Source organism: Bowmanella dokdonensis (assembly GCF_017254865.1).
Taxonomy (GTDB): domain Bacteria; phylum Pseudomonadota; class Gammaproteobacteria; order Enterobacterales; family Alteromonadaceae; genus Bowmanella; species Bowmanella dokdonensis.
This window is the reverse complement of the sequence record NZ_JAFKCV010000021.1, coordinates 1-18,302: the sequence shown is the minus strand read 5'-3', so window position 1 is coordinate 18,302 and position 18,302 is coordinate 1. Positions and strand designations below refer to the sequence as shown.

At 52.5% G+C, this 18,302-nt stretch carries 13 protein-coding genes; 6 read left to right on the top strand and 7 right to left on the bottom strand.

Features of this window, described 5'->3' with window-relative positions; translation table 11 throughout:
- Window positions 1-166 precede the first annotated feature (166 nt).
- Window positions 167-934 (top strand): sulfate transporter CysZ, encoded by a 768-nt coding sequence (gene cysZ / locus J0A66_RS20415; RefSeq protein WP_206575718.1) that lies wholly within the window; start codon window positions 167-169, stop codon window positions 932-934.
- 6 nt (window positions 935-940) lie between these two features.
- Here cysZ and J0A66_RS20410 read toward each other — a convergent pair whose 3' ends face one another.
- Together J0A66_RS20410 and J0A66_RS20405 are read right to left on the bottom strand one after the other, a co-directional pair.
- Entirely contained in the window at window positions 941-2,986 is a 2,046-nt protein-coding gene (locus J0A66_RS20410; RefSeq protein WP_206575717.1) for a putative bifunctional diguanylate cyclase/phosphodiesterase, read from the bottom strand.
- Window positions 2,987-3,179: 193 nt separating this feature from the next.
- A complete protein-coding gene (locus tag J0A66_RS20405; RefSeq protein WP_206575716.1) occupies window positions 3,180-5,339 on the bottom strand; it encodes a S46 family peptidase in 2,160 nt (719 codons plus the stop codon).
- Between the two features lie 260 nt (window positions 5,340-5,599).
- Here J0A66_RS20405 and J0A66_RS20400 point away from each other — a divergent pair, with 260 nt between their 5' ends.
- Together J0A66_RS20400 and rbp are read left to right on the top strand one after the other, a co-directional pair.
- Entirely contained in the window at window positions 5,600-6,250 is a 651-nt protein-coding gene (locus tag J0A66_RS20400) for a glutathione S-transferase family protein (protein ID WP_206575715.1), read from the top strand.
- 218 nt (window positions 6,251-6,468) lie between these two features.
- Window positions 6,469-6,753, top strand: a complete 285-nt coding sequence (gene rbp / locus J0A66_RS20395) for an RNA-binding regulator (RefSeq protein ID WP_206575714.1) — start codon at window positions 6,469-6,471, stop codon at window positions 6,751-6,753.
- 190 nt (window positions 6,754-6,943) lie between these two features.
- On the opposite strand, the gene J0A66_RS20390 is transcribed toward rbp, so the two are convergent.
- Both J0A66_RS20390 and J0A66_RS20385 read right to left on the bottom strand, forming a co-directional pair.
- Window positions 6,944-8,803, bottom strand: a complete 1,860-nt coding sequence (locus J0A66_RS20390) for a sensor histidine kinase (RefSeq protein ID WP_206575713.1) — start codon at window positions 8,801-8,803, stop codon at window positions 6,944-6,946.
- Between the two features lie 52 nt (window positions 8,804-8,855).
- Window positions 8,856-11,081, bottom strand: coding sequence for a GGDEF/EAL domain-containing response regulator (locus J0A66_RS20385; protein WP_206575712.1), 2,226 nt, complete (start codon window positions 11,079-11,081; stop codon window positions 8,856-8,858).
- A gap of 391 nt (window positions 11,082-11,472) precedes the next feature.
- Between J0A66_RS20385 and J0A66_RS20380 the strand changes: the two genes are divergently transcribed.
- From J0A66_RS20380 to J0A66_RS20370, 3 genes are all read left to right on the top strand, one after another.
- Complete coding sequence (locus tag J0A66_RS20380) at window positions 11,473-11,781, top strand: isoamylase early set domain-containing protein (protein WP_206575711.1); 309 nt, start codon at window positions 11,473-11,475, stop codon at window positions 11,779-11,781.
- A gap of 180 nt (window positions 11,782-11,961) precedes the next feature.
- Window positions 11,962-14,577 (top strand): phosphoenolpyruvate carboxylase, encoded by a 2,616-nt coding sequence (gene ppc / locus J0A66_RS20375; protein WP_206575710.1) that lies wholly within the window; start codon window positions 11,962-11,964, stop codon window positions 14,575-14,577.
- 199 nt (window positions 14,578-14,776) lie between these two features.
- Complete coding sequence (locus J0A66_RS20370) at window positions 14,777-15,148, top strand: VOC family protein (RefSeq protein ID WP_206575709.1); 372 nt, start codon at window positions 14,777-14,779, stop codon at window positions 15,146-15,148.
- Between the two features lie 110 nt (window positions 15,149-15,258).
- Here J0A66_RS20370 and J0A66_RS20365 read toward each other — a convergent pair whose 3' ends face one another.
- From J0A66_RS20365 to J0A66_RS20355, 3 genes are all read right to left on the bottom strand, one after another.
- Window positions 15,259-15,741, bottom strand: coding sequence for a YcxB family protein (locus tag J0A66_RS20365; protein WP_241264349.1), 483 nt, complete (start codon window positions 15,739-15,741; stop codon window positions 15,259-15,261).
- Window positions 15,742-15,940: 199 nt separating this feature from the next.
- Entirely contained in the window at window positions 15,941-16,414 is a 474-nt protein-coding gene (locus J0A66_RS20360; protein ID WP_206575708.1) for an Hsp20 family protein, read from the bottom strand.
- 358 nt (window positions 16,415-16,772) lie between these two features.
- Complete coding sequence (locus tag J0A66_RS20355; RefSeq protein ID WP_206575707.1) at window positions 16,773-17,867, bottom strand: cyanophycinase; 1,095 nt, start codon at window positions 17,865-17,867, stop codon at window positions 16,773-16,775.
- Window positions 17,868-18,302: the final 435 nt, after the last annotated feature.

Genomic DNA, 18,302 nt, shown 5'->3' with positions numbered 1-18,302 from the left:
TATCTAAGCAATTTTTGCTTTTGGCCAGAGAGGGTCTGCGGCAAAAAGCCGACCGTCCGACTGTACCAAAACTCATAGAGTGTAACAATTGAGGAATTCACAGCCAGGGTTACAATCAGATACCCTTAGCCTGACCGCCAAAAAACAGAAGGATTCAAGGAGCAGCATGCATCAAACCGAACTGAAAAGCGGCGCCGCCTATTTTTTCCAGGGATTTGAACTGATTCGCACCAAAGGGCTGAAGCGTTTTGTGTTTATTCCTTTGGCGGTCAATCTGCTGCTGTTCGCAGTGGCCTTCTATTTTCTTCTCCAGCAGATAGATTCGGCCATTGTCTGGCTGATGGATTTGATCCCCAACTGGCTGGACTGGATGAAAGAATGGCTGGCTTATTTTCTCTGGCCTTTGGCGGTTATCATTATCCTGGTGACCTTTTCCTTTATTTTCAGCAGTCTGGCCAACTGGCTGGCCGCGCCCTTCAACGGGCTGCTTGCTGAAAAGGTGGAGTTGCACCTGACCGGCCACCCACTGGCCGAAGGCGGCATGCTGGCGGTAATCAAGGATATTCCCCGCACCCTGGGCCGCGAATGGATTAAGCTGGTCTACTACCTGCCAAGGGCGCTGGGCTTTCTGATTATTTTCTTTTTGCTACCTGTATTCGGGCAACTGATATGGTTTTTGTTTACCGCCTGGATGATGGCCATTCAGTATTGCGATTATCCGTTTGACAATCACAAGGTGCCTTTCAAGGTGATGCGCACTGCCCTGGCAGAGGACAAAAGCCGGGCCTTCAGTTTTGGTGTCATGGTGACCCTGTTTGCCATGGTGCCCATTATCAACTTCCTGGTGATGCCGGTGGCCATCTGTGGCGCCACTGCCATGTGGGTGGACAAATATCGTCCTCATCACGGCCCCCTGCGTCATCCCCAAGATTAGCGGGGCTCAGGCGGATTGCCGGGCCGCCAGCAACAGGGCGAACTCATCGGCGGGCAAGGGTCTGCTGAAATGGTAGCCCTGCATGACGTGACAACCGTTTTCCTCCAGAAAGCGCACCTGCTCTTCCCGTTCCACCCCTTGTGCCACCACGCCTATCCCAAGGGTTTTGGATAACTGAATAATGGCCTTGATGACGATTCTGTCCCTGGGCTCATCCTCCATACTGGACAAATAGGATCTGTCTATTTTCAGGGTATCCACCGGCAGTATCTTGAGCTGACGAATGGACGAATAGCCGCTGCCAAAATCATCCAGGGCAATGCTGAAACCCGCCGTCTTGACCCAGCTCAGACGCTCCAGCAAATACTGGCCGTTACTCATCAAGGAGCGTTCGGCAATTTCTGTTTTCAGGCTACCCGGGCGGATACCGGACTCTTTGAGCATCTCCGACATCTGGGTAATATTCTGATGATCACAGAACTGGTGACCGGAAATATTCACCGATACCTGGAGTTCCCGCTCACGAATCGTCTTCCATTGACCAATGTCCTTGATGGCCTGACCCAGAACCTGCAGAAACACTTCCTGAATGAGGCCGGAACGTTCGGCCACTGAAATAAAGCTATTCGGCGGCACAATGCCCCGCTCCCGGTGCTGCCATCTGGCCAGGCACTCCACTCCCACTATCTCACCACTGCGACTGTCTACCTGGGGCTGATAGTAAGGTATGAACTCGCCCCGCTTCAGGCCGTCCCTGATCTCCTGTTCCATCAGTTTGTAATTGACCAGTTCCTGATTGAGATCCTCGCAGTAAAACACATACTGGTTCTCACCGCGTTTCTTGGCCCGGTACATGGCGATATCGGCCTGATGCAACAACGTATCGGGATTCTCGCTGTTTTGCGGGAACATACTAATGCCGATACTGACGCCCACATCCAGTTGCTGCCCATTGACTAAAATAGGTTCGCCCAGGGCTTCGTGAATTTTTTCCGCCACCCGTGCGATAGACTCGGGGCCGGTAGTATTACTGACCAGCACCACGAACTCATCGCCGCCAAGCCTTGCCACCGTATCGCTGTTACGCAGGACTTCCCTGAGTCTTTCCGCCACTTGTTTGAGCAGTTCGTCCCCCACCTCATGGCCATACTTGTCATTAATGGGCTTGAACTTGTCCAGATCCAAAAACATCAAACCGAAATGACCTTTCTCCCGGCGGCACTGACTGATCTGATGGGGCAGCAATTGCATTAGCAGCGCCCGGTTTGGCAGGCCGGTGAGTTCGTCATGGTAGGCCATTTCCCGCAACTGCATGATCTGGCTGTCCTGACCGGAAACGTCCGTATATACGCCGACAAAATAACGGGGTTGTCTGTATTCATCTACGATGGCGCTCAACCTGACATGGCAGAGAAAATCCTGGCCCTTGCTGTTTCTGTCCCAGATCTCGCCGCTCCAGAACCCCTTTTCCTGCAGTTCCGTTGCAATGGCGTGGAAAAAGCTGTCATCGTGTTTTTCCGAGCGCAGCAAACGGATGTCCTTGCCCAGCAGTTCGGTGATGCCATAACCGGTAACTTCACAGAACGCCCGGTTGGCATAAAGGATGCGCTGAGCGGTGTCGGTGATAATGACCGCCTCTATTGAGGATTCGAAGACCTGCTGGTAGAGCTGAAGCTGTACTTCGGCATTAGGGCCGTATTCATCCAGGTGACGCAGACTAAGATGCAGGTGGGGTTCGCCTGAGACGGACACGCAGGTCGCCTGGACCTCGCATTGCAGGCGTTTACCCGAATTGCCCAGCCATTCCCATCGCCCCCCACCCTGGCCTTTTTCGATAAAATCCGCCAGTTGGCGATCCACCGGCAGGCCGTTGGCCTGACAGAGGTCCGACAGTGGCCGGCTGGCCAGTTCTTTTACAGAGCGGAATTCCAGCAGATCAAGCAGGGCCGCATTGGCCTGCACGACCGCTGGTCCATGCAGTAACAGCATAGGCTGGGCAGCACGCTGAATAAAGAGTGACAAGTCCGATGGGTACTGGTCGTTGGATTGCATTTTGTCCCCCAACCCATGCTTCTTTGAAGCCCGACAGTCCAGACTGTCAGGTGGTACGTTCCCTGCGCACCGCCATCACACAGACCTGTCCGTTTGTCTCCTTATGATGGGACTAGACTACTCCATTCTTTACAGAGTTGTAACAACTTTAGTGACGGGCTCTCATACCAATCAGATGCCTGCGGCCGCACTATCATTTAACGATCACCATCTCTTCCAGCAGGTTGTGCGCCTTGTCCACATTCTCCATGACCCACAGCATATAACGGCTGTCCACATGGATGGAGCGATTCAGGTTGTCATCAAAATCCCAGTCGCCGATGATGCTTTCATACACTCCGTCAAACAGCAGACCGACCAGCTCGGCCTTGCCGTTTAAAGTGGGCGAGCCGGAGTTGCCGCCGGTGGTATCCACCGTACTGAGAAAATTCACCGGCACCGAGTCAAGGGCATCCTGTTTATAGGCGCCATACTCTTGTTGCCTGGCCAGCTCCAGCAGTTTGCCCGGAGCATTGAAAGGCTCCTGACCCGTTTCCTTCTGCAGCAATCCTCTGAGACTGGTGAACGGCTGCATCCATACCGCATCTTTGGGGGAGTAGCCACGCACGTTGCCATAGCTGACCCGTAAGGTACTGTTGGCATCAGCATATACAGGCTTACCCAGACTCTGGTTGTAGGCGATCACCGCCTGCATATAAGCAGGCCTGAGGCTCAGGTAACGTCCCTTGATGGCCTTGTCCTGTTTCTCCTGGGCCATTTCCCAGTCATGCAGGGCCACGGCATACCGGATAAAGGGATCATTGCTGTTTTTGAAGTCCTGCACCGATGCGCTCATCCAGGCCAGACGTTGTTCTTCGTCATCCAGAGCGGTCTCACGGTACATCTTGTCCAGCATCTGACGCAGACGTGCTTCATTGAGGCTCTCATCCAGTTCGAAAAAGTCATCGAAGGGGACCACATGCTGATCGGCCGCCAACCCGTGATAGTTTTTGATAAAGTGCAGCAACACGGCCTTGTCCACTTCGCTGTCAAAGCGACGTGAAATGCGCCGCATGGACTGCTCGAACTTTTTCATGTCCCGTTCCTGATAGCCGGGCTTGCGTTGCATATCGGGTTTCTGGCGCTCGTGGGCCAGACGATAGAGCTTCTGGGCCGCCGGCAGCAAGGTAGTGCGGTTGATATAGCCCATAGCCAACTCCCTGGGCTGGTAGCGGGCTTCTTCCTCGATCAGTTGCGCCAGTTCATCAAGACTGCCGCCAAACCTGGCCAGGCGGGCTTCGTCCTCATTCAGCCATTCCATCAGGGCATTCTCAAAGGCCTGCTTGCGGGCCAGAAAACCCGTCTGCTGATAACTTTCCACCATGGAGCCATAGTTCTTGGCATAGTTCGCCAGGCTGGCAATGGTGCTTTCATACTTGATCCTGGCGTCGCTGCCCGGGGCGCTCGTCTGCTCGATAACCTCAATCATCTCCTGGCGGTACTGCCTTGCCTTGGGATAAGTGTAGGTAAAGGTATCTTCAACCTCCTTAGCGGTGCGATAGCGGTTGGTGCTGCCCGGATAACCGGCCACCATCACGAAATCCCCCTCACTTAAGCCTTTGGCAGACACTTTAAGGAAACTGGCGGGAACATAGGGCCGGTTGGCCGGATCGAAGTCGGCCGGCTTGCCATCGCTGCTGACATAGGCCCGGTAGAAGGAATAATCCCCGGTATGTCTGGGCCACATCCAGTTGTCTACATCACCGCCGTACTTCCCCACCGACATACTGGGTGCATGAACCAGCCGCACATCGCGGATTTCCAGGGATTTGATCAGGAAATATTCCAGCCCACCGTGGAAGCTGTATACCTCGCAACGATAACCGGGATCCTGTTCACATTCGGCCACCAGTTGTTTGCTGCGATCTTCGATGGCATCGAACCTGGCGATAGCCTCTTCCATCTCAGTCAGCCCGGCGGTCATACGATCCGTTACCTGGCTGACCTCTTCAGTCACATAAATGCGTGAACCGGGCGCAGCGGGCAGTTCCTGCTCCAGTGTGCTGGCCAGAAAGCCGTTTTGCAGATAGTTGTGCTCGGGGGTGGAGTTATACTGGATACTGCCGTAAGCGCAGTGGTGGTTGGTGACGACCAGCCCCTGGGGGGAGACAAAAGACGCCGTACAACCTCCCAGGCTGATAACGGCGTTCATGGGAAATTCGGTCAGCTTGGAGATACTGCCGGCATCCAATTCCAGGCCCTTTTGCTGTAAGAGGTTTTCCATCTGTGGTAACTGATGGGGCTGCCACATGCCCTCATCGGCGGAGGCGCAAAATGCGGCCAATCCCAGTAAAGCGGTACAGAGTTTTTTCATTATTTTTCCTGACAACATGTTCTGCATTCAAACTGCTGCTGTAGGATACTAGAGCACCGATTGGATAAATAGTGGCTACCAGCGGAGGCTGAAATTTTCCAGGCAATCCAGGGTTTTTCATGGGGTTGGTGGTGCTAAATCCTGAAAAGCCTGGGGCAGTCTGGGGAAATTTCAGCCACGTTCTGGTAAGCAGTATTTGTCCAATCGGTGCTCTAGCCATTCTAAAAATGAGAAGTCCCACTATTGATAAGGAGCGAGCTATGGCCGACCTGACCCTGGTAATTGGCAACAAAAATTATTCATCCTGGTCGTTGCGACCCTGGCTGCTGATGAAAATGCACCACATCGCCTTTGAGGAAATCCTGATCCCCCTCTATCAGCCCGACAGCAAAGCCCGGTTGCTTGAATACTCGCCGGCCGGACTGGTGCCTCTGCTAAAGCATGGTGACCGGGTCATCTGGGATTCACTGGCCATTATGGAATACCTGGCGGAGCGCTTTCCCTCCGTCCACGCCTGGCCAGTGGATGAGGCCAGCCGGGTCATGGCCCGCTGTATCAGCGCGGAGATGCACAGTGGCTTTGGTGCCCTGCGCAGCCAGATGCCGATGAACTGCAGACGCCAGTTGGTTGAGGTGAAGCGCACGGCAGAACTGGACAAGGACATAAACAGGGTGCAACAAATCTGGCAGGATTGCCTTAACCTGCACAACGGCCCATTTCTGTTTGGTGACTTCAGTATCGCCGATGCCATGTACGCCCCGGTCGTGACCAGATTCAATACCTATGGCGTAGAGGCCCAATCGGCGCAAATCAAGCACTACCAGGACCGTATCCTGTCGCTGCAACCCATGCGCCAGTGGTACGAAGACGCCAGGCATGAGCCCCATATAATAGACTCATCGGAGATCTAGGCCAGGGCCCCCGGAATCAGGCTTTGAGGATGATTTACCCATCGCACAAGAAATAATCAGTCAATCGCGTAAATCTTTGTTGCTCTTAAATAAGCTTTGCCTCAAACTAGAAATGAACCAAGTGTTGGGCAATGGTCGCCCTACACACGACATCGGGCGATTCTGGCTGTTGGCTCCCATGATGGCGTAGATACTTAACAGCCGAGAGAAAATGTGCAATGAAACTTTATGTAGGAAACTTGTCATATCAAATGACAGATGCTGATTTGGAAGCTGCTTTTGCTGCGTTCGGTACCGTAAGCTCCGCCAAAATCATCACGGACCGTGAAACCAACCGCTCTAAAGGCTTTGGTTTTGTCGAGTTTGACAACCGCGCAGAGGCTGAAGCAGCCATCGAAAGTCTGAACGGCAAAGATGTTTCCGGCCGTGCGCTCGTGGTAAACGAAGCTCGTCCACCTAAGCCAAGAACTGGTGGTCACTCAAACAGCCGCGGTCGCTTCTAATTCAAGAAGATTCAGTTGTTCTGGTGCCTGGCACGAGAGTAACGACAAACCGCTGATAATAAGCCCCGCTCTCGGGGCTTTTTTATGTCAGAAATTCGACTATCTCTTACGCAACAAGAATGCCGACGGTCACCGACCTGGACGAACACACATTAGCGCACACTTTAAATACTACCAGCATATTTAAAGTTCAGTCTTTGGCTATCACTTTGGCGATATAGAGATTGAAGGTCGTACCCTGACTGACCGTGGAGTCCAGTTTTATGTACCCTTGCAGAAACTGACCGACCCACTGATTAACCAAGTGCAAACCTAGACCACTATGTCCGGCTTGTCTCCCAGTCGTAAAGAAAGGGTCAAAAATTTTATCAATCTTTTGCGGATCAATGCCCACCCCATCGTCACTGATCCGTAAGTGGACTTCACTGTTGTTCTGCTGCGTCGCAGAGATGCGGATATTGCCCCCACTTTGTCCGGAAAAACCATGGCTGATAGCATTGTCGATCAGGTTTTGTAAGACCTGCGAAAGATAGCCTGGATAGCTGATAAGAATGATCTGCGCGTCGATATCAGTTTCTACTTTGGTGGCCGTTTTCTTCAACTTCGGCTTTAAGCTGATCAGCAGATCCTCAACCAGTTGGGCCAGTGCGAATTCATGCAAATCTTCATCCGTGCGATCGACCGCCAAACGCTTGAAACTATGAATCAGCTTACTCATCCGATTGAGGTTCTTCTCTGCCAGTGCCAGTCCCTGCTCTGAATAATCCATAAAATGCTGCAGCTCATTTTTACTCAGTCTCTGTCGGACTTGTTGACCGAGCGTGGATAGGGCCTGATGGACGCTGGTAACCGACATCAGCGCACCACCATTAGGTGTATTGAGTTCATGAGCCACCCCGGCCACCATCATACCCAGTGAGGACAGTTTTCTGGACTCCACCAATTCGTTCTGCAGCAACTGCTGGCGCTGAAGCGCCTGGTGCAGGCTTTCATAGGCCTCTTTGAGTTCTTGCTTTTCGCGCTGTAGGATCTGATTCAGCCTTAAGCCTCTCAGATCGGCCGCATAGAGTTGTCGCAATGCCAACCCTCCCAGCAGCAGAATCCCCAGCCCTAGAACTGCCACCGATGACAGGGTCTGCTGGCGAATCTCACCCAGCAGCCCGGGTTTGGTCGCTATCAGAAAATACAAGGACTCTTTGTCCTTACCATCCCAGGTTTGCAATGCATCGATTGGAAAACGCTGGTATCTCCACAGGCGATCCCTGGCTATCAATGAATCGGCCCCCCGGCTTTGCAATTGCCTCCACAGCTCTGGATTGAAGAATTCAAGGTTGTTTTGCAAGCGTCCCAAATCTCGTCCCCATTGCTTTGACGAATCTGCAGCGATTAGCCAGAACCCTTGCTGGTCAAGCAGTTCTATATCCAGGCTATCCGTCTGCAAAGCCCTGAGTCTGGAAAACAGGGGTGTTAGGTCGAAGTTAATTGCCAGCAAACCCGGTCGCAGTCTATCATCCGTTCCGGTTCTCATCAGGGTGCGAATGGTCGGCTGATAGGGTCTGACCGGTTGGCCGTGTTCCACATTTAAATCAATGGGGGAAACATATACTTCATTGGCCTGAATTTTACGGGCTTCCTCAAAATAGTAACGTCCGGACTTATTCTGCAACTCCTCGTCCGAAACGACTTTGCCGCCGTTAGCGGTTACATTGACTCTGACCTGTTCATTGCCTTCAGGATCCAACCAGCGCACCTGAGAGATCACCTCCGTCACACGAGCAAAGCGAACAAAGCTTTCGGCCAAGGCAGGACGAAAATCCCCTTGCTGAGAGCTGGTCAGCGCCTCTTCCAGAGCTTCGCTATGCTTCAGCACTTTGGTCAGGTTGCGCGAATAGCCTATCTCCCCACTGAAAAATACAATGGCATTGGTCAGCAATTGATTCTGCTCACTTTCGAAGTGATTAAGACGCAGGGCGAAAAGCTCCAGATAGGTAAAGCGTGCTGAGACCAGTGCCAGCGCCACCAACCCAGTGGCAAGTGCGGCCGTCCTCAATCTGAGAGCCGCTCTGCTTAACGAACTACTCCGCATGCTTACCGCCTTTTGTTCAAGGCTTGCTGACTGAAGACAATATCGTTTGTGTAGGCAGCCAGTCCAACAGTACCTCCAGGCTCATCGGCTTGGCGAACAGATAACCCTGGCCAAATTGGCAATTCTTTTGCAGCAGATACTGCCGCTGTTCTTCGGTTTCTATACCTTCGGCAACCACCTCATAGCCGAACCGGTCACCCAATCTCAAAATCATGTCCACCACATGCCCGCACTCTTTACTGTCTCCCAACCTGCTGACAAAGGATCGATCAATCTTCAAGGTCGAGGCAGCCAGATCGGCAATATGCGACAACGAAGAGTAGCCGGTGCCAAAATCGTCAATGCTGACTTTCATGCCAAGTGCCATAATATCCCTCAGTCTGGGCTCAATATCCTTGTAATCCACCATGGCCTGAGTTTCGGTTATTTCCAACTCAAGCTGTGAGGGCAAGATGCCGGACTTTTGAATGAATGCCAACAGTTCATCGAAGTAATCCGACATCAGCAGTTCCATCGGCGAGGCGTTGAATGCCACCGGCAATTGAATCTGTTTTTCCTTCAGTTGTTTGACCGCCTCACAGACCAATCGCAGCACCAGCTTATCCAGTTGACCAATCAAGCCGGACGTTTCAGCCAGAGGAATAAAGGTTGCCGGCGAATATTCCCTCCCCTCCGGAGTGCGCCACCTGACCAGAGCCTCAAATCCTGTCACAGCACGGTCTTCCAACCTCACTTTGGGTTGCAGGACAATATAAAGCTGCTCATTGACCAGCGCTGATCGCAATTCATCCAACAAGGCGAAGCGCTCGGAGATCTGTACCGAAAGCGAACTGTCGAACTTGACGTAGCTGAGTTGTTCCCGCCTGGCCTGCTCCAGGCCGCACTTTGCCAGACGCAGAATCATTTCCGCCTCCCAGTCAAGCATGTCCCCGAGCGGAAACTCTGCCGCTGTCAGAGACAAGGTGTGCTCTACTTCCTTGATCACCAGTTGTTGCAGGGATAACATGCCGATGTTTGACTCAATATTGCAGGTTTCATCCAACAGCAACGCCAATGTATTGGTGCTGAACCGACAAACGGCCCTGGCTGCTGGAAACCTTCCATGCAAATGCCGATACAACCCCGTCAGCAGCAGATCACAAAAGTCCTCGCCAAATGTAATGCCCATATGACTGTAATCATCAATTTCCACCATCAGCAGACTGAGTGCTTTGCGCTCTGCCACAGGCATGCTGTCAATTTCAAGTTTCAGCCAATTGCGATTATTGATACCCAACAGGGGATCCCGATAGGAAAGCTCTGTGAGACGGTTATACAAGAACATGTTGATAAAGCCGGTGGAGATGTTTTCACTGAACACCCTGAGCAGATAGATATGCTCGTCGGTCAGAGGGCGATCTGTCTCCACTAATGTGAGATAGACACTGTCATTGACCTCACTACGGTCAAAAAACAGCACAGAAAAATTAGCCTCAAAAATATGGCCACCTTCCGTCATCGCCCTGTCAAAAGCCCTTAGTTTCTCTTCATCCACCAAATCCTTCAGATTACCGCCGGCCTTACTGGAAAAATTCTTTGATGCTGCGATGACCTGAGCTTCCCGTACATTAATGCCTGGAAGGCATTCGACACAAATCACTGCTTTTTGCTGAATCTCCACTATCTTTCCCAGCTCTTCAAGCACGGTATGAGTGAAGCTTTGTAAGTCTCGCTTGTCACTGAGCGAACGGCTGGCATCCACTACCATCTGCAGCCCCTGACGGGCGTGCGTCAGGCGAGTGATGTAATTCCAGGTTCTGATATTGCTGGTAATCACACCGATAAGCTGGTCATTATCCAGATCGGACTTGCACCAGTATTCGTCTACGTCATGGCTGAGCATGATGTCCTTGCACGGCGCCATTCCAGGTTGGCCGGTCAGCAGCACTATCCTCACCGCTGCATTTCCGATCATATCCCGGATACTGCGCACCAGCCGCAAGCCGGCATCATCGTCCTCCATCACCACGTCTAAAAGAATTACGCTGATATCGGGGTTGGCTGCAATAACAGGAGCGGCCTCAGTAGCCGTGTTGGTAGTGAGTATTTCTAACGGCGCTCCTAATACGGTGCAATGCTTCAACGCCAATATCAGTGACGCCTGGTACTCTTCGTCATCCTCGACACTCAGAATCCGCCAAGCGGGATGGACCTTCGCGTGATCGTTACCCACCTCAGCAAAAGTGAAAAGCTCGTCTGACATATAAAATCCTTCTATGCTATGTCTATCTAGCTGTGTCGGAAGTCACAGAAACCTCGCACTTGAATTTCTTTTGTTATGTCGTCTTATCTAAATGCTGGGACGGTGGTTCATGCTAGATGAGAAATCTTGTCTGGGTGAAGTCAGTGCGCATCCCTTAACCCAAGAAAAACAACCCTGCCAGCATCAGCATTGCCGCGATACTAACGAAAATCAAGCATATTCATTGCCTTCGCCGAGGTTAATGACTTGGCCTCTCTGCCTGGTTATACCCCTTGGTTTTATTGATATTCCGGTTGAGTGCTGTTTTTTTGTCCGACTCTGTTATATACCTGAATGTGAGTTGATCGCCATGTAATTTTATTACACATTCACGAACGAGAGGACCTCCGCCATGAGCTTCAAAAAACAGTACCTTAAATCCAAAAATATTTGCAAAGTCACCTTCAAGTTGTCCAGTGAAGAGGCAAAGCACGCTAATACCGTTCGTCTGGTAGGCGACTTCAATCAATGGAATAAGCAGGCGCCGCCTATGAAACGGCTGAAAAATGGCAGTTTTACCGCTACGCTCGATCTGCCCAAGGGCCAGCAGTACCAGTTCCGCTATTTACTGGACGACAGCGCCTGGGAGAACGACTGGCATGCCGATCAATATGTTCCTTCCCCCCTTTCCATGGATGATAACTCCGTTATCGCCCTCTAAACCTTTGGCCCCGCTGTTTGCGGGGCCTTATACCAATTTGCTTAAGCGACCGTTCAACTCTTGGGCAATTCTCACCCGGCCCGACTAAATTTCGACAAACAGGGAAAATTTAAGTATTGTAATTTAATTACAGAATTTTACCGGCCTGTCCGGTTTATCAGAATCAGTAGGGAGGAAAGCATGGCCGCGCCAATCGATCATCAACTGATGGAAACGGTACGTAAACTGGGCAGCATTCTGGGTGAGACCATCGAGGCCCACCTGGGCAGTGAGTGGCTGGAGCGCATCGAAACCATACGTAAACAGGGGCGCAGTTCCACCCAGGGTGAGGACAAGGCCACAGAGGCGTTGAAACAACTCTTTGCCGATCTGAGCGATGCCGATCTGCTGACCGTGGGCCGGGCATTTGCCCAGTTCCTTAATCTGGCCAATATTGCCGAGCAGGAATACAACAGCTCGCAATTGGATGACGAGCCGCTGCAAAGCCTGAGCCGCAAGCTCAAGGAGCACAAGATCGCCGGTGGCGACTTTAACCATGCCCTGCAGCAGTTAAAAATAGATTTGGTTCTGACCGCTCACCCGACCGAGGTAACCCGCCGCACCCTTATCCACAAATACAGTGAACTGGCCGACTGCCTGGCCACCATCCATGGCTATGACTTGCCGCAATCTCAGCGCGACAGGTTGCTCAAACGTATTGCCGCTCTGATCAGCCAGGCCTGGCACACCGAAGAAATACGCTCGGTACGTCCTACGCCGGTGGATGAGGCCCAATGGGGATTTTCGGTAATAGAAAATTCCCTGTGGGATGCGGTCCCCACTTTCTTGCGCGAGTTGGACGAGACTTTTCAGGCTGAATTTGATCAGTCGTTGCCCCTGGATGCCTGCCCTGTGAGATTTTCCTCCTGGATGGGCGGCGACAGGGACGGCAATCCCTTTGTAACCGCCAAGGTGACGGAACAGGTATTACTGCTGGCCAGAAAACGGGCCGCACGACTCTTCTTCAACGATATCAATAAACTGCAGGTGGAGCTGTCGATGAGCGACGGTAACACCGAGCTGTTGGAAGCGGCAGACAACCGACGGGAACCCTACCGCTACGTGCTGCGCCAGTTGAAAGACAGACTGCAGGCCACCCATGACGGCATTGAGGCCTATCTGGAAGGGGAAGACGGCAATCCACGCAACTGGATAAGCCGTCAGGAAGAACTGCTTGAACCTTTAATGCTCTGCTATCGCTCGCTGGTGGAAACCGGCCTGAAGACGGTAGCCGATGCCGAACTGCTGGATACCATCCGCCGGGTCCATGCCTTTGGTATCCACCTGCTCAAACTGGATGTACGACAGCATTCCGAGCGCCACAGCCAGGCACTGAGTGAGATCACCCGCTATCTGGGTATCGGCGACTACCTGAGCTGGAGCGAGGAGGACAAACAGTCCTTCCTGCTGCGGGAGTTGTCCTCCCGGCGCCCCTTGCTGCCACGCCAATGGCAGCCTTCCGAGGAAGTCAGGGAAGTACTGGACACCTGTGCGGTCCTGGCCAAGCACAGCCGGGAGGGCTTTGGCATCTACATTATTTCCATGGCCAGCCAGGCATCCGATGTACTGGCCGTACAAATGCTGCTTCGCGAAGCGGGTATCGACTGGCCCATGCCGGTGGCTCCCCTGTTCGAAACCCTTACCGATCTGAACAACGCCGAAAAAGTCACCCGCAAGCTGCTGGATATTGACTGGTACCGGGGTTATATCCAAGGCCGCCAGTACGTGATGATTGGCTATTCCGACTCGGCCAAGGATGCGGGTGCCCTGGCCGCCGGTTGGGGACAATACGAATCTCAGGAACAACTTGTCTCCCTGGCCAAGGAAAAAGGCATTGAGCTGACCCTGTTCCACGGCCGGGGCGGCACCATAGGCCGCGGCGGCCTGCCTGCCCATGCCGCCATTCTGTCACAACCGCCCGGCTCGCTGAGCGGTGGATTCCGTGTCACCGAGCAGGGTGAGACCATTCGCTACAAATTCGGCATGCCGGCCCTGGCCAGACGTAGCCTGAAACTCTATGCCAGCGCCATACTTGAAGCCATCCTGCTGCCACCACCGGCACCCAAACCGGAGTGGCGGACGCTGATAACCCGGATGGCCGCCATGGGTCGGGACAATTATCGTAACATCGTCCGTGATGACCCGAATTTTGTTCCCTACTTTCGCGCCGCCACCCCGGAGGAAGAACTGGGCAAACTGCCCCTCGGCAGCCGCCCCTCCAAACGCAAGCCCGACGGCGGCGTGGAGAGTCTGCGCGCCATCCCCTGGATTTTTGCCTGGGCCCAGAACCGTATGGTGCTGCCCTCCTGGCTGGGAGTGATGAAGGCGGTACAAAGCGCCATCGACGACGGCCAGCAGGAAATGCTCGAAGCGATGATCTGCGGCTGGCCTTTTTTCAAGACCCGCCTGTCGATGCTGGATATGGTGTTTGCCAAGGCCGATCCGCGCATTGCGGAAGAATATGACAAGCGCTTGGTGCCGGACGAACTGCAATATTTCGGCAAGGCCCTGCGCGATGAACTGGCCCACAGCCAGTCGCTGATACTAAAACTGATGAAGCAATCCAGCGCCCTGGAGCAGGATCCCAAGGGCAAGGAGTCCATGCAGATCCGCGCAGGCTACCTGGAGCCGTTGCATCTGCTGCAGATCGAACTGTTGTCCCGCATCAGAAACACCGAAGATGCCAATCCGGTGCTGGAGCGGGCGATGATGGTGGCGATTGCCGGTATCGCCGTGGGGATGCGAAACACAGGCTAAGAGCCGGCAAACCGGGAGCTACAGAGGTCCCGAATCTACTTAGGGACCGTTGGCCAAACAGTAATGAACCGGCCAACGCTCCCGCTGCCTGGTTGGCCTGGCCAAGAAATTGGAGAAGTGGGCTGTCGTACCTCATCTGTGGGATCTACTATTGTTCCAATCGTTGGAGCGGTCTTGACACCCATAGCAGGAGCAAAGCATGCAACTCGGCGCATTTTCAGTCAGTCTGGCGGTAAAAGACATTGCCGCCTCCAAAACCTTCTACGAAAAACTCGGATTTCAACAGATAGGAGGGGACCAGGCACAAAACTGGCTGATCCTGAAGAACGGTGAGCATATCATCGGTCTGTTCCAGGGCATGTTTGACAAGAATATCCTCACCTTTAATCCCGGCTGGGATCAGAATGCCGAAAACCTGCCCCGCTTTACCGATGTGCGGGAGCTGCAAAAGCTACTGAAGGAACAGGAAATTAAATTTGTCAGCGAAGCAGACGAAAACAGCCAGGGTCCTGCCAGCTTTATGATCGAGGACCCGGACGGTAATCCTATACTGGTCGATCAGCATCGCTGAGGGACCAGGTTATTCCGGCGTCAGTCCAAGGTTCCACACACCGACGCATTGTGCGCCTGCAGAAGTATCACTGTCTGAACACTCTCAGGCGGTACTGTCTTTTTGAAAAATCACTGAGGCGTTGAAACAGCTTTGGAACTGATAAACTGCCCGGCCTTTTCTGACAGGCAGCGGTCAGACAGATAATATTTACCGCCGGGATGAGACAGGAGCCAGCCCCGTTGCGTCTTCTCAACTTTTTCAATATCCGCCCATAAGATCTGCATCTGAACCGCGTCAGATTGACAACTGATGCCATGCTCATCGATAGTCAAGGTGAGTTCGTTATTGGCCGCCCTGCTTATCAGTTGTCTGCCCAGCCACCAGGATCGCTGAAAGCGCACGCTAAGCGCCTCAACCCCGGCCAGCCCGACCAGGAACCAACCGACGTAGGGGTTGAACTGGGTAAAAAGCAGCAACATCAGGCCTAATCCCAGCAGTATGACGGATTTTAAATAGGCAGATGAGGAGGGTATTGCCGTGCGGGATTCATCAAAGGTCTCAAGATAATGACTCTTATCCAGTATGTAAGTGGTGGAGTAAGAAAACGGCATTGGTATCCGGAAGTGGCCAAAGGGCTGTTAGTCTAACCACCCTGGTCAGGGTTGAACAGGGATTCCGCGCTAAGCAGCCCCTGTACCGAACACGACCAGAGGGTCACTCTGGCCACTGTTACAGTGGATATGGATAGAAGGGGAAACCGCTTGAGAATCTGCAGGGTGACGGCAAGCCGTCACCCTGCATGGTTATTGCTCAGGCAACCTTTTTACTGTCGCTGGTTTTATGCTCCAGTTGCTGGCTGCCCTCAGTATTGATGGGGATGGTACGTGGCTTCATCTCTTCCGGCAGTTCTTTCACCAGTTGAATAGTAAGCAGACCATCCTGAAGATCGGCACCTGTTACCTCAACGTGATCGGCCAAGTTGAACTTACGCTCGAAAGAGCGGGTTGCAATACCCTGATAGAGATATTCTCTCTTATTGCCTTCGTCTTGTGCTTTGTGACCGTGAACCGTCAGTACGCCTTTTTCCACCTGAATATCCAACTCATTACGCTTGAAGCCGGCCACGGCAAGGGAAAGGGCGTACTTATTCTCAGACACCATTTCAATGTCATAAGGGGGATAATTGCTGGTCGTATCGGAGCGAAGCGCCTTGTCCAACAAAGACGGCAGACGGTCAAAACCAATAGTACTGCGATAAAGTGGGGTAAAATCAATTGAGTTCATAACATATCCTCCTCGAAGCAATATGCAATTAATCAATAGGTAGGACTGAACCTCAGTCCGTGGGGCTATTCTGATTCAGACATTGGCCCCACATCCGGATAAATAGGGTCGCTGAGATCATCTTCAAGAGAAAAAGGGAAGGATTTCTAAAAGAGTTTTTTATAAGAATTCACACTGAAATAAGAAGATTTTATATCGGCTTCAATGGATGGCGGGCAATCAAACCAAGCTAACAGTGTTAATCCAAGACAAAAACGTCAAAGCGAGCGGCCTTGGCCAGGAAGAAACCCATGAGCCCTCTGCAGGAGGTGACACATGGGTTGACGGATTAGTGCTTACAGTGGCCAACAGTCAGCGCTTAACAGCCCGACTTACAGTTGAAGTTGTCATAGCCGGCGGTGGTATACCAATATTGGCTGGTACCGCCACTGCCTGACCAGCCAGCTATGTCGAAACTGCCGTTGCCGCTGACAGAGCCCTGGATCTTATACACGCTGACGGCCTGACCACCATTGTCCCAGACAAGGGGCTGGCCGGCGCTAATCTGCTCGGGGTAGGCATTGGCACTTAAAAAGTAAGCAACGCCCTCTCCATATACCCTAGCGTTACCACTGCCGTCGAGCGCCACCAGTGTTCCTTCTTCCACGCCGATGGCGCGGGCATTAAGATTATTGGTATCGGCTACCGAGCGTGCCAAAAAGCCCAGTATACGGCCATGACGGGTTTCGGCTCTGCGGCCTTTGCCGGTTACCCGGTCCAGATGGGTGTCGGTGATCACCGCAGAAAGCTGCGGATGTGACAGAAAATCCCCATGGTTAATATCCTGTGTATTCACATGGTAAGGGTCATCGAGGATTTCTTTGGACAGAACCCCCAAGTTCGCCGGTGCATAATAAGACTGACCCAGAACCGCCAGTCCGGCGCTGGTGCCGGCAATTGGCGCCTGCTTCACATTGAGATGATCATTGAGAGCCTCTTCCACCAATGTCCCTTTCCAGTAATCTTCGTACTGATTCTGGTCGCCGCCGGCGATAAAGATGATTTCCGCATCGCGGACAATGGCTTCCACGGCGGGATCATTGGCTGCCGATTGACTGTCGATGGAAATTTCCGCTGCCGACCCCAAATCCGTGCCGAAAGTATCGCACATCCAGGCGGCCTGTCCGCCGGTGCCACCGGTGCGGATGACCAGATAGTCGCCCCCTGTGGCATGATTGATCAGCCACTGAGTCGCCGGCACCTCTCCGGTGGCGCCAGCCTCGGCTCCGCCAATCAGCAGGCTGGCCTGAGAAACGCCTGCGCCGTTGCCGGCACTGCCACAGGCCAGGGCATATTCGTAGCTTGGGGAGGAGCCGCCTCCATTGCCCCCGCCGGGTTTGCCTTTTGCCATTACAGCAGGACAGACCAGCAATGTGGTCATTGCAGTCAGTACAAATGAATTTTTCAGTTTCATCCGGATACCCTTTTTATCGTTTTAAAATGATTGACAGCTTCCCTCCAAAGGCCAATCAGTCCGGTTTCCCTTTCGCACCTTGACTGCATAAAAACGGCTGTACACAGCGTATAGATTGACACCAAAAAAACCTAACACAGGCCGTCACAAAAACTTAAACTTTGTAAAATTCATGTTAATGCATAACGATCTTGTATAAACGCATATTTATTGCAGAATAATCACCTAAACCGACCTTGAACGGGCCCATGAAAGTGACAGAAATAAATAATTAGTCAGATGATAATTTTTTATTCTTATTTAATATATCTGACCTTCTCCCCAGATTTAACACCATGACTTTGATGAGATTTCCAATAAACTGGAGCCAATGGAGATCTCAGAATGAAAAAACGTTATACCGAAGAACAAATCATCAAGGCCATTAAGCAGCAT

Bases quoted from the DNA above. Each gene is read 5' to 3' on its own strand.
- cysZ (WP_206575718.1), top strand. From the start codon at position 167: ATGCATCAAACCGAACTGAAAAGCGGCGCCGCCTATTTTTTCCAGGGA.
- J0A66_RS20410 (WP_206575717.1), bottom strand. From the start codon at position 2,986: ATGCAATCCAACGACCAGTACCCATCGGACTTGTCACTCTTTATTCAG.
- J0A66_RS20405 (WP_206575716.1), bottom strand. From the start codon at position 5,339: ATGAAAAAACTCTGTACCGCTTTACTGGGATTGGCCGCATTTTGCGCC.
- J0A66_RS20400 (WP_206575715.1), top strand. From the start codon at position 5,600: ATGGCCGACCTGACCCTGGTAATTGGCAACAAAAATTATTCATCCTGG.
- rbp (WP_206575714.1), top strand. From the start codon at position 6,469: ATGAAACTTTATGTAGGAAACTTGTCATATCAAATGACAGATGCTGAT.
- J0A66_RS20385 (WP_206575712.1), bottom strand. From the start codon at position 11,081: ATGTCAGACGAGCTTTTCACTTTTGCTGAGGTGGGTAACGATCACGCG.
- J0A66_RS20380 (WP_206575711.1), top strand. From the start codon at position 11,473: ATGAGCTTCAAAAAACAGTACCTTAAATCCAAAAATATTTGCAAAGTC.
- ppc (WP_206575710.1), top strand. From the start codon at position 11,962: ATGGCCGCGCCAATCGATCATCAACTGATGGAAACGGTACGTAAACTG.
- J0A66_RS20370 (WP_206575709.1), top strand. From the start codon at position 14,777: ATGCAACTCGGCGCATTTTCAGTCAGTCTGGCGGTAAAAGACATTGCC.
- J0A66_RS20365 (WP_241264349.1), bottom strand. From the start codon at position 15,741: ATGCCGTTTTCTTACTCCACCACTTACATACTGGATAAGAGTCATTAT.
- J0A66_RS20360 (WP_206575708.1), bottom strand. From the start codon at position 16,414: ATGAACTCAATTGATTTTACCCCACTTTATCGCAGTACTATTGGTTTT.
- J0A66_RS20355 (WP_206575707.1), bottom strand. From the start codon at position 17,867: ATGAAACTGAAAAATTCATTTGTACTGACTGCAATGACCACATTGCTG.